The organism is Enterobacter sp. PI-10 (genome assembly GCF_027947695.1).
Lineage (GTDB): Bacteria > Pseudomonadota > Gammaproteobacteria > Enterobacterales > Enterobacteriaceae > Enterobacter > Enterobacter vonholyi.
This window is the reverse complement of record NZ_JAJNOG010000001.1, coordinates 465,295-483,432: the sequence shown is the minus strand read 5'-3', so window position 1 is coordinate 483,432 and position 18,138 is coordinate 465,295. Positions and strand designations below refer to the sequence as shown.

General features: G+C 54.7%; 18 protein-coding genes and 5 tRNA genes. 8 read left to right on the top strand and 15 right to left on the bottom strand.

Features of this window, described 5'->3' with window-relative positions:
- Positions 1–65: 65 nt before the first annotated feature.
- The 6 genes from modF to gpmA all read left to right on the top strand — a co-directional run bounded on the left by modF (position 66) and on the right by gpmA (position 6,957).
- Entirely contained in the window at positions 66–1,538 is a 1,473-nt protein-coding gene (gene modF / locus LRM19_RS02400) for a molybdate ABC transporter ATP-binding protein ModF (RefSeq protein WP_271367195.1), read from the top strand.
- Between the two features lie 201 nt (positions 1,539–1,739).
- Entirely contained in the window at positions 1,740–2,756 is a 1,017-nt protein-coding gene (gene galE, locus LRM19_RS02395) for a UDP-glucose 4-epimerase GalE (RefSeq protein ID WP_048026980.1), read from the top strand.
- A 9-nt stretch (positions 2,757–2,765) separates the two neighbouring features.
- On the top strand, positions 2,766–3,812 hold the full coding sequence (gene galT / locus LRM19_RS02390) for a galactose-1-phosphate uridylyltransferase (protein ID WP_271367194.1): 1,047 nt from the start codon (positions 2,766–2,768) through the stop codon (positions 3,810–3,812).
- A gap of 3 nt (positions 3,813–3,815) precedes the next feature.
- Entirely contained in the window at positions 3,816–4,964 is a 1,149-nt protein-coding gene (gene galK / locus LRM19_RS02385; RefSeq protein WP_111963798.1) for a galactokinase, read from the top strand.
- Positions 4,958–5,998, top strand: a complete 1,041-nt coding sequence (galM, locus tag LRM19_RS02380; protein WP_271367192.1) for a galactose-1-epimerase — start codon at positions 4,958–4,960, stop codon at positions 5,996–5,998. The genes galK and galM overlap by 7 nt, the downstream gene beginning before the upstream one ends.
- A gap of 206 nt (positions 5,999–6,204) precedes the next feature.
- The gene (gene gpmA / locus LRM19_RS02375; protein WP_023310804.1) at positions 6,205–6,957 is read left to right on the top strand and encodes a 2,3-diphosphoglycerate-dependent phosphoglycerate mutase; all 753 of its coding nucleotides are present in this window, start codon (positions 6,205–6,207) and stop codon (positions 6,955–6,957) included.
- Between the two features lie 61 nt (positions 6,958–7,018).
- On the opposite strand, the gene aroG is transcribed toward gpmA, so the two are convergent.
- Positions 7,019–8,071, bottom strand: coding sequence for a 3-deoxy-7-phosphoheptulonate synthase AroG (gene aroG / locus LRM19_RS02370; protein ID WP_008501110.1), 1,053 nt, complete (start codon positions 8,069–8,071; stop codon positions 7,019–7,021).
- Between the two features lie 303 nt (positions 8,072–8,374).
- On the opposite strand from aroG, the gene LRM19_RS02365 reads away from it, so the two are divergent.
- Together LRM19_RS02365 and zitB are read left to right on the top strand one after the other, a co-directional pair.
- Positions 8,375–8,758 carry a protein YbgS gene (locus tag LRM19_RS02365; RefSeq protein ID WP_271367681.1) on the top strand — a complete coding sequence of 128 codons (384 nt, stop codon included), beginning with the start codon at positions 8,375–8,377 and terminating at the stop codon, positions 8,756–8,758.
- A gap of 106 nt (positions 8,759–8,864) precedes the next feature.
- Entirely contained in the window at positions 8,865–9,803 is a 939-nt protein-coding gene (gene zitB, locus LRM19_RS02360) for a CDF family zinc transporter ZitB (protein ID WP_248173045.1), read from the top strand.
- Here the strand turns inward: zitB and pnuC are convergent.
- The 14 genes from pnuC to ybgC form a co-directional block, all read right to left on the bottom strand.
- Positions 9,800–10,519, bottom strand: a complete 720-nt coding sequence (pnuC, locus tag LRM19_RS02355; RefSeq protein ID WP_127730077.1) for a nicotinamide riboside transporter PnuC — start codon at positions 10,517–10,519, stop codon at positions 9,800–9,802. The two genes, zitB and pnuC, sit on opposite strands and share 4 nt — an antisense overlap.
- 22 nt (positions 10,520–10,541) lie before the next feature.
- Positions 10,542–11,585, bottom strand: a complete 1,044-nt coding sequence (gene nadA / locus LRM19_RS02350) for a quinolinate synthase NadA (protein WP_271367190.1) — start codon at positions 11,583–11,585, stop codon at positions 10,542–10,544.
- Positions 11,586–11,776: 191 nt separating this feature from the next.
- A tRNA-Lys gene (locus LRM19_RS02345) sits at positions 11,777–11,852 on the bottom strand.
- A 31-nt stretch (positions 11,853–11,883) separates the two neighbouring features.
- Positions 11,884–11,959, bottom strand: a tRNA-Lys gene (locus LRM19_RS02340).
- A gap of 41 nt (positions 11,960–12,000) precedes the next feature.
- A tRNA-Lys gene (locus LRM19_RS02335) sits at positions 12,001–12,076 on the bottom strand.
- A gap of 3 nt (positions 12,077–12,079) precedes the next feature.
- A tRNA-Val gene (locus tag LRM19_RS02330) sits at positions 12,080–12,155 on the bottom strand.
- A 127-nt stretch (positions 12,156–12,282) separates the two neighbouring features.
- A tRNA-Lys gene (locus LRM19_RS02325) sits at positions 12,283–12,358 on the bottom strand.
- 161 nt (positions 12,359–12,519) lie between these two features.
- Positions 12,520–13,314, bottom strand: coding sequence for a cell division protein CpoB (gene cpoB, locus LRM19_RS02320; protein WP_109846278.1), 795 nt, complete (start codon positions 13,312–13,314; stop codon positions 12,520–12,522).
- Positions 13,315–13,323: 9 nt separating this feature from the next.
- On the bottom strand, positions 13,324–13,845 hold the full coding sequence (gene pal / locus LRM19_RS02315; protein WP_003858578.1) for a peptidoglycan-associated lipoprotein Pal: 522 nt from the start codon (positions 13,843–13,845) through the stop codon (positions 13,324–13,326).
- A gap of 35 nt (positions 13,846–13,880) precedes the next feature.
- Positions 13,881–15,173 (bottom strand): Tol-Pal system beta propeller repeat protein TolB, encoded by a 1,293-nt coding sequence (gene tolB / locus LRM19_RS02310; protein ID WP_008501103.1) that lies wholly within the window; start codon positions 15,171–15,173, stop codon positions 13,881–13,883.
- A 134-nt stretch (positions 15,174–15,307) separates the two neighbouring features.
- Positions 15,308–16,576 (bottom strand): cell envelope integrity protein TolA, encoded by a 1,269-nt coding sequence (gene tolA, locus LRM19_RS02305; RefSeq protein ID WP_111964367.1) that lies wholly within the window; start codon positions 16,574–16,576, stop codon positions 15,308–15,310.
- Positions 16,577–16,604: 28 nt separating this feature from the next.
- Entirely contained in the window at positions 16,605–17,033 is a 429-nt protein-coding gene (gene tolR, locus LRM19_RS02300) for a colicin uptake protein TolR (protein WP_003858589.1), read from the bottom strand.
- Between the two features lie 3 nt (positions 17,034–17,036).
- Positions 17,037–17,729, bottom strand: a complete 693-nt coding sequence (gene tolQ / locus LRM19_RS02295; RefSeq protein ID WP_008501101.1) for a Tol-Pal system protein TolQ — start codon at positions 17,727–17,729, stop codon at positions 17,037–17,039.
- A complete protein-coding gene (gene ybgC, locus LRM19_RS02290; protein ID WP_003858593.1) occupies positions 17,726–18,130 on the bottom strand; it encodes a tol-pal system-associated acyl-CoA thioesterase in 405 nt (134 codons plus the stop codon). The genes tolQ and ybgC overlap by 4 nt, the downstream gene beginning before the upstream one ends.
- Between the last annotated feature and the right edge of the window lie 8 nt (positions 18,131–18,138).

Sequence of the window (18,138 nt, the reverse complement as noted above, 5' to 3'; positions counted from 1 at the left end):
GCATTGACAATCGTACCGACAGTGCGTATCCCTGATATCTATTGCTGCAAAAACAGGGATAAATCATGTCATCATTGCATATTTCGCAAGGCACGTTTCGTCTTAGCGATACCCGAACGCTGACGATTGCTGATTTGACACTACGCGCGGGTGAAAGCTGGGCGTTTGTCGGCACCAACGGCAGCGGTAAATCTGCGCTGGCCCGCGCGCTGGCGGGAGAGCTCAACCTCCTCAAGGGCGAATATCAGAGCGACTTTACGCGTCTGACGCGCCTGTCGTTTGAACAATTGCAAAAGCTGGTCAGCGACGAGTGGCAGCGCAACAACACCGATTTGCTCAGCCCTGGCGAAGACGATACCGGCCGCACGACCGCAGAAATTATACAGGATGAGGTGAAAGACCCCGCCCGCTGTGAGCGCCTGGCAGAACAGTTTGGTATCACCTCTCTGCTGGACCGGCGCTTTAAATACCTTTCGACCGGCGAGACGCGAAAAACGCTGCTTTGTCAGGCGCTGATGAGCCAACCTGAACTGCTTATTCTGGACGAACCGTTCGACGGTCTTGACGTGCAATCCCGGGCGCAGCTGTCGTCCCTGCTAGCGTCGCTTAATCAGCAGGGATATACCCTCGTGCTGGTGCTTAACCGTTTTGATGAAATTCCGGAATTTATCCAGCACGCGGGCGTCCTGGCCGACTGTAACCTGACCGAGACCGGCGAAAAAACCGCGCTGCTTAAGCAGGCGCTGATTGCCCAGCTCGCCCACAGCGAACAGCTCGACGGTATTACTCTTCCGGAACCCGACGCCCCGTCGGCGCGCCACGCGCTTGATCCCCACCAGCCGCGCATCGTGCTGCGTGACGGGATGGTCGCTTATGACGATCGCCCGATCCTTAACCGCCTCAGCTGGACGGTCAATCCGGGCGAGCACTGGCAGATTGTCGGCCCCAACGGCGCGGGGAAATCCACGCTGCTGAGCCTGATCACCGGCGATCACCCGCAGGGCTATAGCAACGATCTGACGCTGTTCGGTCGGCGTCGCGGCAGCGGCGAAACCATCTGGGATATTAAAAAACATATCGGCTACGTCAGCAGCAGCCTGCATCTGGATTACCGGGTCAGTACCACGGTACGCAACGTGATCCTCTCCGGCTATTTTGATTCCATCGGTATTTATCAGGCGGTGTCGGACAAACAGCACAAGCTGGCCCAGCAGTGGCTGGATATCCTGGGCATGGACAACCGGGTCGCTGACGCGCCGTTTCATAGCCTGTCGTGGGGGCAACAGCGTCTGGCACTGATCGTTCGCGCGCTGGTGAAACACCCTACGCTGCTGATCCTCGACGAACCGCTGCAGGGACTCGACCCGTTGAACCGACAGCTTATCCGCCGCTTTGTGGACGTGCTGATTAGCGAAGGTGAAACGCAGCTGCTGTTTGTTTCACATCATGCCGAAGATGCCCCCTCCTGCATCACGCATCGCCTGGAGTTTGTTCCGGATGGCGAGCACTATCGTTATCTGCAAAGCAAACTCGATTGACCCCCGGAGGGCACCGCCCTTCGTTTTTCAGATAACCTGCACTAATACATTGCTATCTCGTTGATCTACAATGCCTCATGGCAGCTGAAAATCGGATTTTAAAAACAGTGTAAACGATTCCACTATTTTATCCCATGTCACACTTTTTGCGTCTCTGTTATGCTATGGTTATTACATACCATAAGCCCAATGGAGCGAAATATGCGAGTTCTGGTAACAGGTGGTAGCGGTTACATCGGTAGTCATACCTGCGTGCAGCTGCTGCAAAACGGCCATGACGTCATCATTCTCGACAACCTGTGCAACAGTAAGCGCAGCGTGCTGCCTGTGATTGAACGTCTTGGCGGTAAACAACCGACTTTTGTGGAAGGCGACATCCGCAACGAAGCGCTGATGACCGAGATCCTTCACGACCACGCCATTGAAGCGGTGATCCACTTCGCGGGACTGAAAGCGGTCGGTGAATCCGTTGCGAAGCCGCTCGAGTATTACGACAACAACGTCAACGGCACTCTGCGTCTCATCTCCGCCATGCGTGCGGCGAACGTCAAAAACTTCATCTTTAGCTCCTCCGCCACCGTCTACGGCGATCAGCCGAAAATTCCTTACGTTGAAAGCTTCCCGACCGGTACCCCGCAAAGCCCGTACGGCAAAAGCAAGCTGATGGTGGAGCAGATCCTGACCGACCTGCAAAAAGCCCAGCCGGAGTGGAGCATCGCGCTGCTGCGCTACTTCAACCCGGTCGGTGCGCATCCGTCTGGCGATATGGGCGAAGATCCGCAGGGTATCCCAAACAATCTGATGCCGTATATCGCCCAGGTTGCCGTTGGCCGTCGCGACTCGCTGGCGATTTTTGGCAATGACTATCCGACCGAAGACGGCACCGGCGTGCGCGACTACATCCACGTAATGGATCTGGCCGACGGTCACGTTGCGGCCATGCAGCAGCTGGCTGACAAACCGGGCGTGCATATTTACAACCTCGGCGCCGGAGTCGGCAGCAGCGTGCTGGACGTGGTTAACGCCTTCAGCAAAGCCTGCGGCAAGCCGGTGAACTACCACTTCGCCCCGCGTCGCGAGGGCGATCTGCCTGCTTACTGGGCCGATGCCACCAAAGCCGACAAAGAGCTTAACTGGCGTGTAACGCGCACGCTTGATGAAATGGCACAGGATACCTGGCATTGGCAGTCACGCCACCCGCAAGGCTATCCGGACTAAGGATCCGTCATGACGCAATTTAATCCCGTCGATCATCCGCATCGTCGTTTTAACCCGTTAAGCGGGCAATGGATTTTAGTTTCTCCGCATCGCGCTAAGCGCCCCTGGCAGGGGGCGCAGGAGACGCCTGCAAAACAGACGCTGCCACAGCATGACCCGGACTGTTTCCTCTGTCCGGGCAACACGCGCGTCACCGGGGATAAAAACCCAGACTACAAAGGCACCTTCGTGTTCACAAACGATTTTGCCGCTCTGATGACCGACACGCCGGACGCGCCTGAAAGCCACGATCCGCTGATGCGCTGCGAAAGCGCGCGCGGAACCAGCCGCGTGATCTGCTTCTCTCCCGATCACAGCAAGACGCTGCCGGAGCTGAGCGTGGACGCGCTGAAAGAGGTCGTCAGCACCTGGCAGGCGCAAACCGCAGAGCTGGGGCAGAGCTATCCGTGGGTGCAGGTGTTCGAAAACAAAGGCGCGGCCATGGGCTGCTCGAACCCCCATCCGCACGGCCAGGTCTGGGCGAACAGCTTCCTGCCTAACGAAGCCAAGCGTGAAGACCCTCTGCAGAAAGCGTATTACGCGGAAAACGGCTCGCCGATGCTGGTGGACTACGCGCAGCGTGAACAGGCCGACGGCAGCCGTACCGTGGTGGAAACCGAACACTGGCTGGCCGTCGTGCCTTACTGGGCCGCGTGGCCGTTTGAGACGCTGCTGCTGCCGAAAGCACATGTTCTGCGTATAACCGATCTCAGCGACGCGCAGCGCGACGACCTTGCCCTGGCGCTGAAAAAGCTGACCAGCCGTTACGACAATCTGTTCCAGTGCTCCTTCCCGTACTCCATGGGCTGGCACGGCGCGCCGTTCAACGGGGAAGAGAATCAGCACTGGCAATTGCATGCCCATTTCTATCCGCCGCTGCTGCGCTCTGCGACGGTACGTAAATTTATGGTGGGCTACGAAATGCTGGCAGAAACCCAGCGTGACCTGACGGCGGAACAGGCGGCAGAACGTCTGCGTGCCGTTAGCGACGTCCACTATCGCGAATCAGGAGTCTAAAAAATGAGTCTGAAAGATAAAACACAATCCCTGTTTGCTGAGAAATTTGGCTACCCTGCCACCCACGTTATCCAGGCGCCAGGCCGCGTTAACCTGATCGGTGAACACACCGACTATAACGACGGTTTCGTGCTGCCGTGCGCCATCGATTACCAGACCGTTATTAGCTGTGCGAAACGCGACGACCGTAAAGTCCGCGTGATTGCGGCTGATTACGGTAATGAGACGGACGAATTTTCCCTCGATGCCCCAATTGTGACGCACGACAGCCAGCAGTGGTCTAACTACGTGCGCGGCGTCGTGAAACACCTTCAGAAGCGTAACAAGAACTTCGGCGGTGCGGATTTAGTCATCAGCGGCAACGTGCCGCAGGGTGCGGGCTTAAGCTCCTCTGCGTCTCTGGAAGTTGCCGTCGGCACCGTATTCCAGCAGCTTTACCATCTGCCGCTGGATGGCGCGCAAATCGCCCTGAATGGTCAGGAAGCAGAAAACCAGTTCGTGGGCTGTAACTGCGGCATTATGGACCAGCTGATTTCCGCGCTCGGGAAAAAAGAGCATGCACTGTTAATTGATTGCCGTTCGCTGGGAACCAAAGCCGTTCCCCTGCCAAAAGGCGCGGCCGTGGTGATCGTTAACAGCAACTTTAAGCGCACGCTGGTGGGCAGCGAATACAACACCCGCCGCCAGCAGTGCGAAACCGGCGCCCGTTTCTTCCAGCAGCCAGCCCTGCGCGACGTGACGCTCAATGAATTTAACAAAGTGGCGCACGAGCTGGATCCGGTTGTCGCCAAACGCGTTCGTCACGTGCTGACGGAAAATGCCCGTACGGTTGAAGCCGCGTCCGCGCTGGCGAAAGGTGACCTGAAACGCATGGGTGAGCTTATGGCGGAATCTCATGCCTCCATGCGCGATGATTTTGAAATCACCGTTCCGCAGATCGACACCCTGGTGGAAATCATCAAAGCGACCATTGGCGACAAAGGCGGCGTGCGCATGACGGGCGGCGGTTTTGGCGGCTGTATCGTTGCGCTGGTGCCAGAAGAGTTGGTCCCTGCCATACAGGATGCCGTGGCGAAGCAGTACGAAGCCAAAACAGGCATCAAAGAAACCTTCTATGTTTGTAAAGCATCACAAGGAGCCGGACAGTGCTAAACGAAACACCTACACTCGCACCGGATGGTCTGCCGTATCGCCTGTTAACCCTGCGCAACAGCGCGGGAATGGTCGTTACGCTGATGGACTGGGGTGCTACCCTTCTTTCTGCCCGCGTACCGATGCCGGACGGCAGCGTGCGCGAAACCCTGCTCGGCTGCGCCTCGCCTGAGCAGTACGTCAATCAGTCCGCCTATCTGGGCGCGTCCGTTGGGCGATATGCTAACCGCATCGCGAAAAGCCGTTTTGAACTCAACGGCGAGCAGTACACCCTGCTTCCAAGCCAGGGTGAGAACCAGCTGCACGGCGGGCCGGACGGGTTTGATAAACGCCGCTGGAAGATTGTTCGTCAAAACGACGGTGAAGTGCTGTTCTCACTGGATTCGCCTGATGGCGATCAGGGCTTCCCGGGGAACCTTACCGCATCCGCGCGCTTTACGCTGACCGATGACAACCGTATCGCCATTGAATACCGTGCGAAGGTCGACAGGCCGTGTCCGGTCAACCTGACCAATCACGCGTACTTTAATCTGGATGGTAGCCAGTGCGACGTGCGTGAGCACAAGCTGCAGATCCTGGCGGATGCGTATCTGCCGGTTGACGAGATGGGCATTCCATATCAGGGCCTCAAAGACGTGAGCGGCACCAGCTTTGACTTCCGCAGCGCGAAAACCATCGCCCGGGATTTCCTGAGCGAAGACGATCAGCGTAAGGTGAAAGGCTACGATCACGCTTTCCTGCTGCAGGCCAAAGGTGATGTGAAGCGGCCTGCCGCGCAGGTCTGGTCTGCGGATGAGAAGCTGCAGATGACGGTTTATACCACTGCCCCTGCCCTGCAGTTTTACTCAGGTAACTATCTCGGCGGCACGACGGCGCGCGAACACGATGAGTACAGCGACTGGCAAGGCCTGGCGCTGGAGAGCGAGTTCCTGCCGGACAGCCCAAATCATCCGGAATGGCCGCAGCCGGACTGCGTGCTGCGCCCGGGTGAAGAGTACGTGAGCGTGACGGAATACCATTTTATTCCACATTAATATTCAGCCCTCCCTCCGGAGGGCTTTTTTCTGCACGCCTTGCTGAAAATAGCGCCGATCGCAGACAAAATCATAACCCTGGATTCACAAGCATCTTACACTCAGAGACTATTTTCGCTATGGTTAGGGTTAAGCGTTGCTGCTGGCACGGCCACGGCAATATAATGAGAATTGTTATCATTCTAAAAATGCTTGAGGAGTAAGAGATGGCTATTACTAAGCTGGTTCTGGTGCGTCACGGCGAAAGCCAGTGGAACAACGAAAACCGCTTTACCGGTTGGTACGACGTTGATCTGTCCGAGAAAGGCGTAAGCGAAGCAAAAGCAGCAGGTAAACTGCTGAAGGAAGAAGGCTTCAGCTTTGATTTTGCTTACACCTCTGTGCTGAAACGTGCCATCCACACCCTGTGGAACGTGCTGGACGAACTGGATCAGGCCTGGCTGCCGGTTGAGAAGTCCTGGAAACTGAACGAACGTCACTACGGTGCGCTGCAGGGCCTGAACAAAGCGGAAACCGCTGAGAAATATGGCGACGAGCAGGTTAAACAGTGGCGTCGCGGCTTCGCAATCACCCCGCCAGAGCTGACCAAAGATGACGAGCGCTACCCGGGACACGACCCGCGTTACGCGAAGCTGACCGACGCTGAGCTGCCAACCACCGAGAGCCTGGCGCTGACCATCGACCGCGTTGTGCCTTACTGGAACGAAACCATTCTGCCACGCCTGAAAAGCGGCGAGCGCGTGATCATCGCGGCTCACGGTAACTCTCTGCGTGCGCTGGTGAAATACCTGGACAACATGGGTGAAGACGAAATCCTCGAACTGAACATCCCAACCGGCGTACCGCTGGTGTATGAGTTCGACGAAAACTTCAAGCCAATCAAACACTACTATCTGGGTAACGCAGAAGAGATCGCGGCGAAAGCAGCGGCTGTTGCGAACCAGGGTAAAGCGAAGTAATTTTCGCCAGACATAAAAAAAGCGCGGAACCGTCCGCGCTTTTTTATTTGAGCCGTCAGAATTAACCGCGACGCGCTTTCACCGCATTTGCCAGCTGGCGCAGGATGGCGTCGGTATCGTCCCAGCCGATGCAGGCATCGGTCACGCTTTTGCCGTACACCAGCGGCTCGCTGCCTTCCAGATTCTGGTTACCTTCAACCAGATGGCTTTCGATCATCACCCCAATCACCGCCTTCTCACCGCCGGCAATCTGCTGGCAGACGTCTGCACCCACTTCCATCTGCTTTTTAAACTGCTTGCTGGAGTTGGCATGGCTGAAATCGATCATCACCTGCGGCGGCAGTCCGGCTTTTTCCAGCCCGACTTTCACTTCTGCCACGTGTTTCGCGCTGTAGTTCGGCTCTTTACCGCCGCGCAGAATGATGTGGCAGTCACCGTTCCCGCTGGTGTTAACGATGGCGGAGTGACCCCATTTGGTCACGGACAGGAAGCAGTGCGGCGCACCAGCGGCGTTGATAGCATCAATAGCCACCTTAATGGTGCCGTCAGTGCCATTTTTGAAACCCACCGGGCAAGAAAGACCGGACGCCAGCTCGCGGTGGACCTGAGATTCAGTCGTGCGCGCACCAATTGCGCCCCAGCTCATCAGGTCCGCAAGGTATTGTGGCGTAATCATGTCCAGGAATTCACCGGCCGCAGGCAGGCCGCTGTCGTTGATCTCAAGCAGCAGCTTGCGCGCAATGCGCAGGCCGTCGTTGATCTGGAAGCTGTTATCCATGTGCGGATCGTTAATCAACCCTTTCCAGCCAACGGTGGTGCGCGGTTTTTCAAAATAGACGCGCATGACGATTTCCAGCTCATCCTTTAGCTCTTCACGGAGGGTGAGCAGACGGGCGGCGTATTCTTTCGCGGCAGCCGGATCGTGAATGGAGCACGGACCAATCACCACCAGAAGACGATCGTCATTACCTTTCAGGATCTTATGGATCGCTTTACGAGCATGAGAAACCGTGTTTGCGGCATTTTCAGTGGCGGGGAATTTCTCAAGGAGCGCTACAGGAGGTAATAACTCATTGATCTCTTTGATGCGTAAATCGTCGTTCTGATAATTCATCTTCGTTCCAGCTCTGCCATATCTTTAGTAATGAAAGCAATCCTTTCAATCTATCTTGTCGACCAGGAAGTGTAAACACGGTTTTACACTTCACGCAGATAATTCCTGGAATTCGCCTAAAAATTGCCATAAAATAGCGAAAAACGAGATCTAACCTAAGCTTTTTAACTGTAACAACCAATTTTACACGCTTAAACGCGATTCCCTACTGACGTAAGTCCGTAAGGCGGGATCTTTCGCCTCTGAAAAGATGCACTGTTGGAGAATGTTATCCAGCGTAACGACACGAACAGGAGCACCATGATGAAGAAAATGACAAAACTGGCAACCCTCTTCCTGACCGCCACCCTCACTCTGGCCAGCGGCAGCGTCCTGGCTGCGGAAACGGGCACCTCAGACAGCAACGGTGATGCCAATGCGGCTGCGGCAGCAGGCCAGCCCGCGCCTGATGCGAAACAGAATATCGCCCCGAATAATGTCGACAACAGCCAGATCAATACCGGCAACACCAACACCGGCGGCACCATGCTGCATCCAGACGGTAGCGGTTCCGGCACTATGAACCATGACAATATGAGTTCAGATGAAGTCCATAAGAACTCAATGTGCAAGGACGGCAAATGCCCGGACCCTAACGACAAAGTGGGTAACGACGCCAATACCAAAACCGATGGCACTACACAGTAATTAGTTATGAACCGTCAGAAAAAGGAGAGCTCAGGCTCTCCTTTCTTTTTGGAGTAACCTATTAAAAACGCTACACTAAAAACAATAACACATCAGGAAAGCAGACATGGCGCACTCCCATTCACACTCGCACTCATCCGGCAACGACAACGCTAAACGACTGATGCTGGCCTTTGGCGTCACGGCAACGTTTATGGTTATCGAGGTCATTGGCGGCCTGATTTCCGGCTCTCTGGCGCTTCTGGCTGATGCCGGACACATGCTGACCGATGCCGCCGCCCTGCTCTTCGCCCTGATGGCGGTGCAGTTTGCGCGTCGTCCTCCAAATGCGCGCCATACCTTCGGCTGGCTGCGACTGACCACACTGGCCGCGTTTGTTAACGCTATTGCGCTGGTGGTCATTACCATTCTTATCGTCTGGGAGGCAATACAGCGCTTCAGACACCCGCAGCCGATCGCCGGGGCAACCATGATGGTGATTGCCGTAGCAGGACTGCTGGCGAATATTCTGGCCTTCTGGATTTTGCACCGCGGCAGCGGGGAAAAGAACCTCAACGTACGCGCTGCGGCTCTGCATGTTATGGGTGATTTGCTCGGCTCAGTCGGGGCGATTGTCGCCGCGCTGGTGATCCTCTACACCGGCTGGACGCCTGTCGATCCGATTCTGTCCATACTGGTGTCGTGTCTGGTCTTGCGCAGCGCGTGGCGGCTGCTGAAGGAGAGCGTGAATGAACTGCTTGAAGGGGCGCCAGCTTCCATGGATATCGACGAGCTGAAGCGCAACCTGCGCCGTTCAGTCCCGGAAGTACGCAACGTTCATCATGTTCACGTCTGGCTGGTGGGAGAGAAACCGGTCATGACGCTGCACGTCCAGGTGATCCCCCCTCACGACCACGATGCGCTGCTCGATCGCATCCAGCACTTTCTGGAACATCACTACGACATTAGCCATGCCACCGTTCAGATGGAGTATCAGCCCTGTAGCGGACCGGACTGCCACCTTAACGAGGCGCAGTCCGGTCATTCACATCATCATGACCACTAGCCGGAAAGCGCGTGAGAGCCTCGCTCGCGCGCGCTGTTAATCCACATCCGGCTGCCGTTCAGCGCGATGAAGGTCAGCAGCAGATATTCCAGCGACATCGCATAGACGCCCTGCAGGGCGAAGATCGCCACGCTGATCACGTTGATGATGACCCACAGCAGCCAGTTCTCAACGTATTTACGGGTCATCAGAATCATCGCTGCAATCGACAGCACCATCATGCAGGAATCCCAGAACGGGAAAGCATCCGGCTGGAGTTCTGGCATCGTTACGTTCATGCCGAGGCCGGACATGACCGAAACGGCAACGCGGGTCAGGAAGGCAAACACCGGGTTGATGTAAACGGTCATTAAGCCAATGGCCACCACGCAGGCGACGAACCAGGCGATGGCTTTCGGCAGGGGCAGCCAGCGGATCTGCAGCTCGGCCTCCTGCTGGCTGTTCTGACGCGACCAGGCGTACCAGCCGTAAATATTGGCGGCAAAGAAGAACAGCTGCAAAAGCAGGCTGGCGTACAGCTGGATCTGGAAGAAGATAATCGCAAACAGCGTGACGTTAATCAGCCCGAACGCGTAATTGCTTATCTTCTCCAGGCTTGCCAGCCAGATACAGAGTAATCCCGCCAGCGTGCCAACGGCCTCAATCCATGACAGGTCATAGCCACCTGTACCAATCGGTATATGAACCAGAATGTTATGTGTGCTAAAAAAATCCATCTTTTCCCCGGGGCGTTTTGAATTAAGTACGTAGTGTAGCCGCAAAATCCAGCATGCGGTTAAGCGGAATTAACGCGCCTTCACGCAGGGCGGCATCCACATGGATTTCATGCGCCGCACCACCGGTTTCTAACCCCTCGGCAATCGCTTTCAGGCCGTTCATCGCCATCCATGGGCAATGTGCACAGCTGCGACACGTTGCGCCCTCGCCTGCCGTTGGCGCTTCAAGAAGCTCTTTCTCCGGTACGGCCTGCTGCATCTTGTAGAAGATACCGCGATCGGTCGCCACGATAAGCTGCTTGTGAGGCAACGTTCTGGCAGCGTTGATAAGCTGGCTGGTGGAACCCACGGCATCCGCCATGTCGACGATCGACTGCGGAGATTCAGGGTGAACAAGAATGGCTGCGTCAGGATAAAGCGCCTTCATGCGCGCCAGCGCCTGGGTCTTGAACTCGTCATGAACGATACAGGCGCCCTGCCAGCAGAGAACATCAGCACCCGTCTGCTTCTGGACATAATTGCCGAGATGGCGATCGGGCGCCCAGATAATTTTCTCGCCCAGGCTATCCAGATGTTCAATCAGTTCAACGGCGATACTCGATGTGACCACCCAGTCTGCACGCGCTTTTACGGCCGCAGAGGTGTTAGCGTAGACCACCACAGTCCGGTCAGGATGGGCATCACAGAAGGCCGTGAATTCGTCAATCGGACAGCCGAGATCCAGGGAACACTCCGCGTTAAGCGTGGGCATCAGAATGGTTTTTTCCGGGCTCAGGATCTTTGCCGTTTCGCCCATAAAACGCACACCGGCAACCAGCAGCGTGGAAGCGGGATGTCGTGCACCGAAGCGCGCCATCTCCAGTGAGTCAGAAATGCAGCCCCCGGTCTCTTCAGCCAGCTGTTGAATTTCCGGGTCGATGTAGTAATGGGCCACCATTACCGCATCGCGCTCTTTAAGAAGACGTTTGATCTTCTCGCGGTAGAACTGCTTTTCGTCCTGGCTCAGCGGGACAGGCTTTGGCGGAAACGGATAGATTGCGGCTTCAGGATCAAACATCACACTCATTATGGCTTCTCGTTTTACGGGCTTAACAATATTGCCTTTCATTTGCCTGACATAGCAAAACGCGTGGCAATTGTGTTTTGTATACTAAACAAGATAGCGAATCTGGAGTGAAAAGTCACCGGGAATAGATGGGCGGAGCATTTGTTGTACCGCAGATAGCAAAAAGGCGCCTTTAGGGCGCCTTTCTACACTGGTGGGTCGTGCAGGATTCGAACCTGCGACCAATTGATTAAAAGTCAACTGCTCTACCAACTGAGCTAACGACCCCTTGCGGGATGTACTGCAAATTTATTCAGGCTGGTGGGTCGTGCAGGATTCGAACCTGCGACCAATTGATTAAAAGTCAACTGCTCTACCAACTGAGCTAACGACCCATTCGGGTGTTGCCTGAATTATCACTCGGCACCAATAAAATTGGTGGGTCGTGCAGGATTCGAACCTGCGACCAATTGATTAAAAGTCAACTGCTCTACCAACTGAGCTAACGACCCGAGTGGTGGGTGATGACGGGCTCGAACCGCCGACCCCCTCCGTGTAAAGGAGATGCTCTACCAACTGAGCTAATCACCCACTCTGTACTGCCGGAACTGCGTTAAGTGGTGGGTCGTGCAGGATGACTCGGCTTCGCCTCGCCCTACGGGCCGTTGCTGACGCAACGTTATCCTTCACGTTTTACTACTACTTCCACCTGACTTAGTGGTGGGTCGTGCAGGATTCGAACCTGCGACCAATTGATTAAAAGTCAACTGCTCTACCAACTGAGCTAACGACCCACTTTTATGCTGTTTTCACGTTGTTTGATATCCCGTGGCAACGGCGGCATATATTACTGATTTAAGAATTCTGCGCAACAAAAATTTCGATGAAGATCACTTAACTGCTTAGTAATCATGCTGCACGACCAGAAATAACGCGATTTCTGGTCATGCGATAATCATCCCATCGAATTCAGACGTTTTTGCGCCTGCTTAGCACCTTCGGTGCCCGGGAATTTAGAGACCACCTGCTGATAAACCGCTTTGGCTTTCGCAGTGTCGCCTTTGTCCTGCATGATGACGCCCACTTTGTACATCGCATCAGGCGCTTTTGGCGATTTCGGGTAGTTTTTTACCACGGAGGCAAAATAAAACGCCGCATCGTCCTTTTTACCCTTGTTGTAATTCAACTGACCGAGCCAGTAATTGGCATTTGGCTGATAAGTGGAATCAGGGTATTTCTTAACAAAGTTCTGAAACGCAGCAATCGCGTCATCCTGACGAGATTGATCCTGCACCAGGGCAATAGCCGCATTGTAGTCAGTATTCGCGTCACCGCTCTGTACAGGCGCGCCTGTTGAGGCTGAAGCATCAGCAGATGGCGCTGGCGCAGACGTCGCAGCACCGCTCTGATCGCCTGCGGCTGGCTGTGCTGCTGCACCACCGCTGCTCAGGCTATCTATCTGCAACAAGATTTGCTTCTGACGTTCCACAACCTGGTTAAGCTGATACTGGCTTTCCTGAATCTGACCGCGGAGAGAGTCAATATCATTCTGGTTATCGGAAAGTTGTTGCTGGAGTTGGGTTAAAAGCTGGCTATGAGCGTTAGAAATACGCTCGAGTTGAGTGACCCGGTCTTCTACCGAGCCTGAGCCGACACTACTGATTGGTGCCTGAGCAAAAGCGGCCCAGGGGGCCGCTATTCCAACCAGTAACGACAGACTCAACAGATGATGTCTGAAGTTACTGCTCATGCAATTCTCTTAGTAAACCAGTACGGCACGACGGTTTTTGGAGTAAGCCGCTTCGTCGTGACCCAGTACTGCAGGTTTTTCTTTACCGTAAGAAACGATGGAGATCTGGTCAGCAGAAACGCCTTTACCCTGCAGGTACATTTTAACAGCGTTAGCACGACGTTCACCCAGGGAGATGTTGTACTCTGGGGTACCACGTTCGTCCGCGTGACCTTCTACGGTGACTTTGTAAGATGGGTTGCTACGCAGGAAGTTAGCGTGCGCATCCAGCATCGCAGCGAAGTCAGAACGGATGTCGTATTTATCCAGATCGAAGTAAACGATGTTGTTCTGCTGCAGCTGCTGCATCTGAAGACGCGCTTGCTCTTCAGAAGACATGTTGCCATTGCCGTTCGCGTCCATACCGGTGCCGGCACCCATCATGCCTTCGCCGCTCTGGTCATTGCTGGCGTTCTTGTTAGAAGAACACGCTGCGATTGCCATTACAGGCAGAGCGATCATCAGCCCCTTCAGCACTTTGTTCAGTTGCATTTCTATGATTCCTTTAGTAATCAATTAATTATTATTTACAGATACGGCGACCAGGCAGGTGATTTTACCTGTCCATCAGTTGCCGGAATACGCGCTTTGAAACGCCCATCTGTAGAAACCAGATTCAGCACAGATCCCATCCCCTGAGAAGAGCTGTAGATTACCATCGTGCCGTTAGGTGCCAGACTTGGCGTTTCATCCAGGAACGTTGACGACAGAACTTGAACGCCACCCGCTACCAGATCTTGTTTGGCAATGTGCTGCTGCCCACCGTTGGAGCTCACCATTACCATAAATTTACCGTCGCTGCTCACGTCTGAGTTCTGGTTCTGCGAACCTTCCCAGGTAATACGCTGCGGAGCACCGCCGTTGATGTTGACTTTGTAGATTTGTGGACGGCCGGCCTGGTCAGAAGTAAACGCCAGGTTTTGGCTGTCCGGGAACCATGAAGGTTCAGTGTTGTTGCTGCGACCGTCGGTAACCTGACGGATCTGACCAGAGCCAATATCCATCACGTACAGGTTCAGGCTACCGGTTTTTGACAGCGCAAAGGCCAGTTTAGAGCCGTCCGGAGAGAACGAAGGCGCACCGTTGTGACGTGGGAACGACGCTACCTGACGAACAGCACCGTTTGCCAGCGTCTGGATAACCAGCGCTGAGCGGCCGCTTTCGAAGGTTACATAGGCCAGTTTAGAACCGTCCGGAGACCAGGCTGGAGACATCAGCGGCTGTGAAGAACGTTTCACCAGGAACTGGTTGTAGCCGTCGTAGTCAGATACGCGCAGTTCGTACGGGAACTGACCACCGTTGGTCTGCACCACGTACGCGATACGGGTACGGAACGCACCTTTAATGCCGGTCAGTTTTTCAAATACCGCATCGCTGGCAGCATGTGCAGCATAGCGCAGGTATTGCTTAGTGACCTTGTAAGAGTTCTGTGCCAGAACGGTACCCGGTGCACCGCCGGTATCCACCAGCTGCCAGGCAACGTTGTAAGAGCCGTCCGGGTTAGGCGTAACCTGACCCACAACCACGGCATCAATACCCAGCGCAGACCATGCTGCAGGCTGTACTTCCTGCGCGCTACCCGGCTGCTGAGGCAGACGAGAACGATCTAACGGGTTGAATTTACCGCTGTTACGCAGGTCAGCCGCCACGATGCCACCTGCATCTTCAGGCGCAGCGCCAGGACCTGCCCACTGGAACGGAACAACACCGATTGGGCGCGCCGAGTCCACCCCCTGGGTGATCTCGATACGTACTTCTGCGTGCAGTACTGCTGCCCACAGCATTAAAAAACTAAATGCTACACGTAATGCCTGCTTCATCATATCTCCCTTATCCGGGTAACCTTACCCACGATAATTTAGCAGAATGTTAACAAACTCAAATAGACAAAACTACCAGAACCCTGTGACTAAACCTGGTCTATTTTTCCCCGTTTGCACGGGGAAAATGTAACTTAAGGTTTGAAGTCCAGCGGCGCATTTTTGAAGACTTCGTAAACAGCCTGAGACGGCGGTTTAGGCATCTTCGCCTGACGCGCTGCAGCCAGGGCCGCAGTACATAAAGCCGGGTCGCCACCTTCAGACTTGATATCCAACAGCATGCCGTCCGGAGCCAGTTTTATACGCAACGTACACGTTTTACCGGTATAGGAAGACGCATCATAGAATCGGCTTTCAATAGCGGATTTAATCTGCGCGGCATAACCGTTGATTTCAGCCCCTGTCGCACCGTTACTCTTAGTGTTACCACTTCCCGTCGGCGCTGCGTTGTTTCCTTTCGCCCCACCGCCCGTTTTCGGTGCATTCTTACCTGAGCTCAAATCGCCCAGCAGATCGTCAACCCCTGCGGCAGCAGCGGCTTTTTCAGCGGCGGCAGCCTTTTTAGCTGCCGCTTTTTCAGCAGCAGCTTTCTTATCGGCAGCGGCCTTCTCAGCTGCAGCTTTTTTGTCCGCAGCGGCTTTTTCGGCGGCTGCAGCTTTTTCTGCCGCGGCTTTTTCTGCAGCCGCTTTCTCAGCAGCAGCCGCTTTCTTCGCGGCCTCGGCAGCAGCTTTCTTCTCTGCTTCCTGAGCGGCTTTCTTCGCGGCTTCCGCTTCGGCTTTCTTCTGAGCATCGGCAGCGGCTTTCTTCGCGGCTTCCGCTTCAGCTTTCTTCTGGGCATCAGCAGCGGCTTTCTTCGCGGCTTCCGCTTCAGCTTTCTTCTGAGCATCAGCAGCGGCTTTCTTCGCCGCTTCTGCCGCTAATTTTGCCTGGGCATCAGCCTGTGCTTTCGCGTCCGCTGCGGCTTTAGCTGCCGCCTCTTCCGCCTGCTTTTGCTGTTCCTGTGCTTTCTTCGCGGCCTCTTCGGCTTGTTTCTGCTGCTCTGCCTGCGCTTTCGCGGCTTCCTGCGCCTGCAAACGTTCCTTCTCAAGCTGCTTCAGACGCTCCTGCTCTGCGGCCTGCTTTTCACGCAGTTCTTCCGCCTGCTGTTGCGCCTGTTTTTCACGCTGCTCTTCAGCCCGTTTGGCACTCGCCTTCTGCTGTTGTTCGCGATTATAGTTCTGTACTACCGCACCGGGATCCACCATCACGGCGTCAATGGAAGACCCTCCACCGCCGCCGGCTGATGCATCAATATGCTCGTCGAACGAACTCCAGATCAGCGCTGCAAAGAGAATCACGTGCAGCACTGCGGAGACGATTATCGCTCGCTTAAGCTTGTCGTTCTGTTCGGTTGCCTTTGACACTATCGGTTCCCAAAAACTACGCGGATGATCAAATAGGTTGGGTCATTAAGCCAACTGACTTAACACCCGCACTATGTAGCAAGTTCAGCGCTTTAATAATTTCATCGTAGGGTACGTCTTTTGCGCCACCGATTAAGAAGACCGTTTTCGGATTTGACTCCAGACGACGCTGCGCTTCAGCAATAACCTGCTCAGGCGGCAGCTGATCCATACGATCTTTCTCTACTACGACGCTGTATTGCCCTACGCCGGAAACCTCAATGATAACCGGAGGATCGTCATTGGTGCTCACCGCCTGTGATTCTGTCGCATCCGGCAGATCCACTTCCACGCTCTGGGTAATGATTGGCGCTGTTGCCATGAATATCAGCAGCAGTACCAGCAGGACATCCAGCAGTGGAACGATATTGATTTCGGACTTGAGCTCGCGACGACCTCGTCCACGCGATCTGGCCATGGTTTACCCCTTGTTGCTCTCGGTGCTGGTAAACGCCTGACGGTGCAGAATCGCAGTGAACTCTTCCATAAAGTTGTCGTAGTTCAGTTCCAGTTTGTTCACGCGCTGGTTCAGACGGTTGTAAGCCATAACCGCAGGAATTGCCGCAAACAGACCGATAGCGGTCGCAATCAGTGCTTCAGCGATACCCGGTGCAACCATCTGCAACGTCGCCTGCTTCACCGCGCCCAGCGCGATAAAGGCGTGCATGATCCCCCACACGGTACCAAACAGACCGATATACGGGCTGATGGAACCGACAGTGCCGAGGAAAGGAATGTGCGTTTCAAGGTTTTCCAGTTCACGGTTCATAGAGATACGCATCGCACGCGAGGCACCTTCCACCACCGCTTCCGGCGCATGATTGTTTGCACGATGCAGACGAGCAAACTCTTTGAAACCGCTGTAGAAAATTTGCTCGGAGCCGGTCAGGTTTTCACGGCGTCCCTGGCTCTCCTGGTACAGACGAGAAAGCTCAATACCCGACCAGAACTTATCTTCAAACGCTTCAGCTTCACGGCCGGCGGCATTGAGGATACGCGTTCTCTGGATGATGATGGCCCAGGATGCGATTGAAAAACCAATCAAAATCAACATGATAAGTTTAACCAGAAGGCTTGCCTTCAGGAACAAATCAAGGATATTCATGTCAGTCACTGCTTAAACTCCGCGACAATAGACTTAGGAAGCGCACGAGGCTTCATTATGGTTGGATCAACACAAACAATCAGTACTTCAGCTGAGTTCAGTACGGTATTCTCTGCGTTGACTATCCGCTGCGTGAAAACCAGTGAGGTCCCACGCATTGATGTAATTTCAGTTTGGACTTCGAGCATATCGTCGAGTCTGGCAGGCGCAAAATACTCAAGCGTCATCTTGCGTACCACGAAGGCAACTCGCTCAGCCAACAGAACCTGTTGACTAAAGTGATGATGGCGCAGCATCTCTGTGCGTGCCCGTTCATAAAAAGCAACGTAGCTGGCGTGGTAAACCACACCACCGGCATCGGTATCTTCGTAATAGACACGAACCGGCCATCGAAACAGCGTTGTATTCACTTTACATC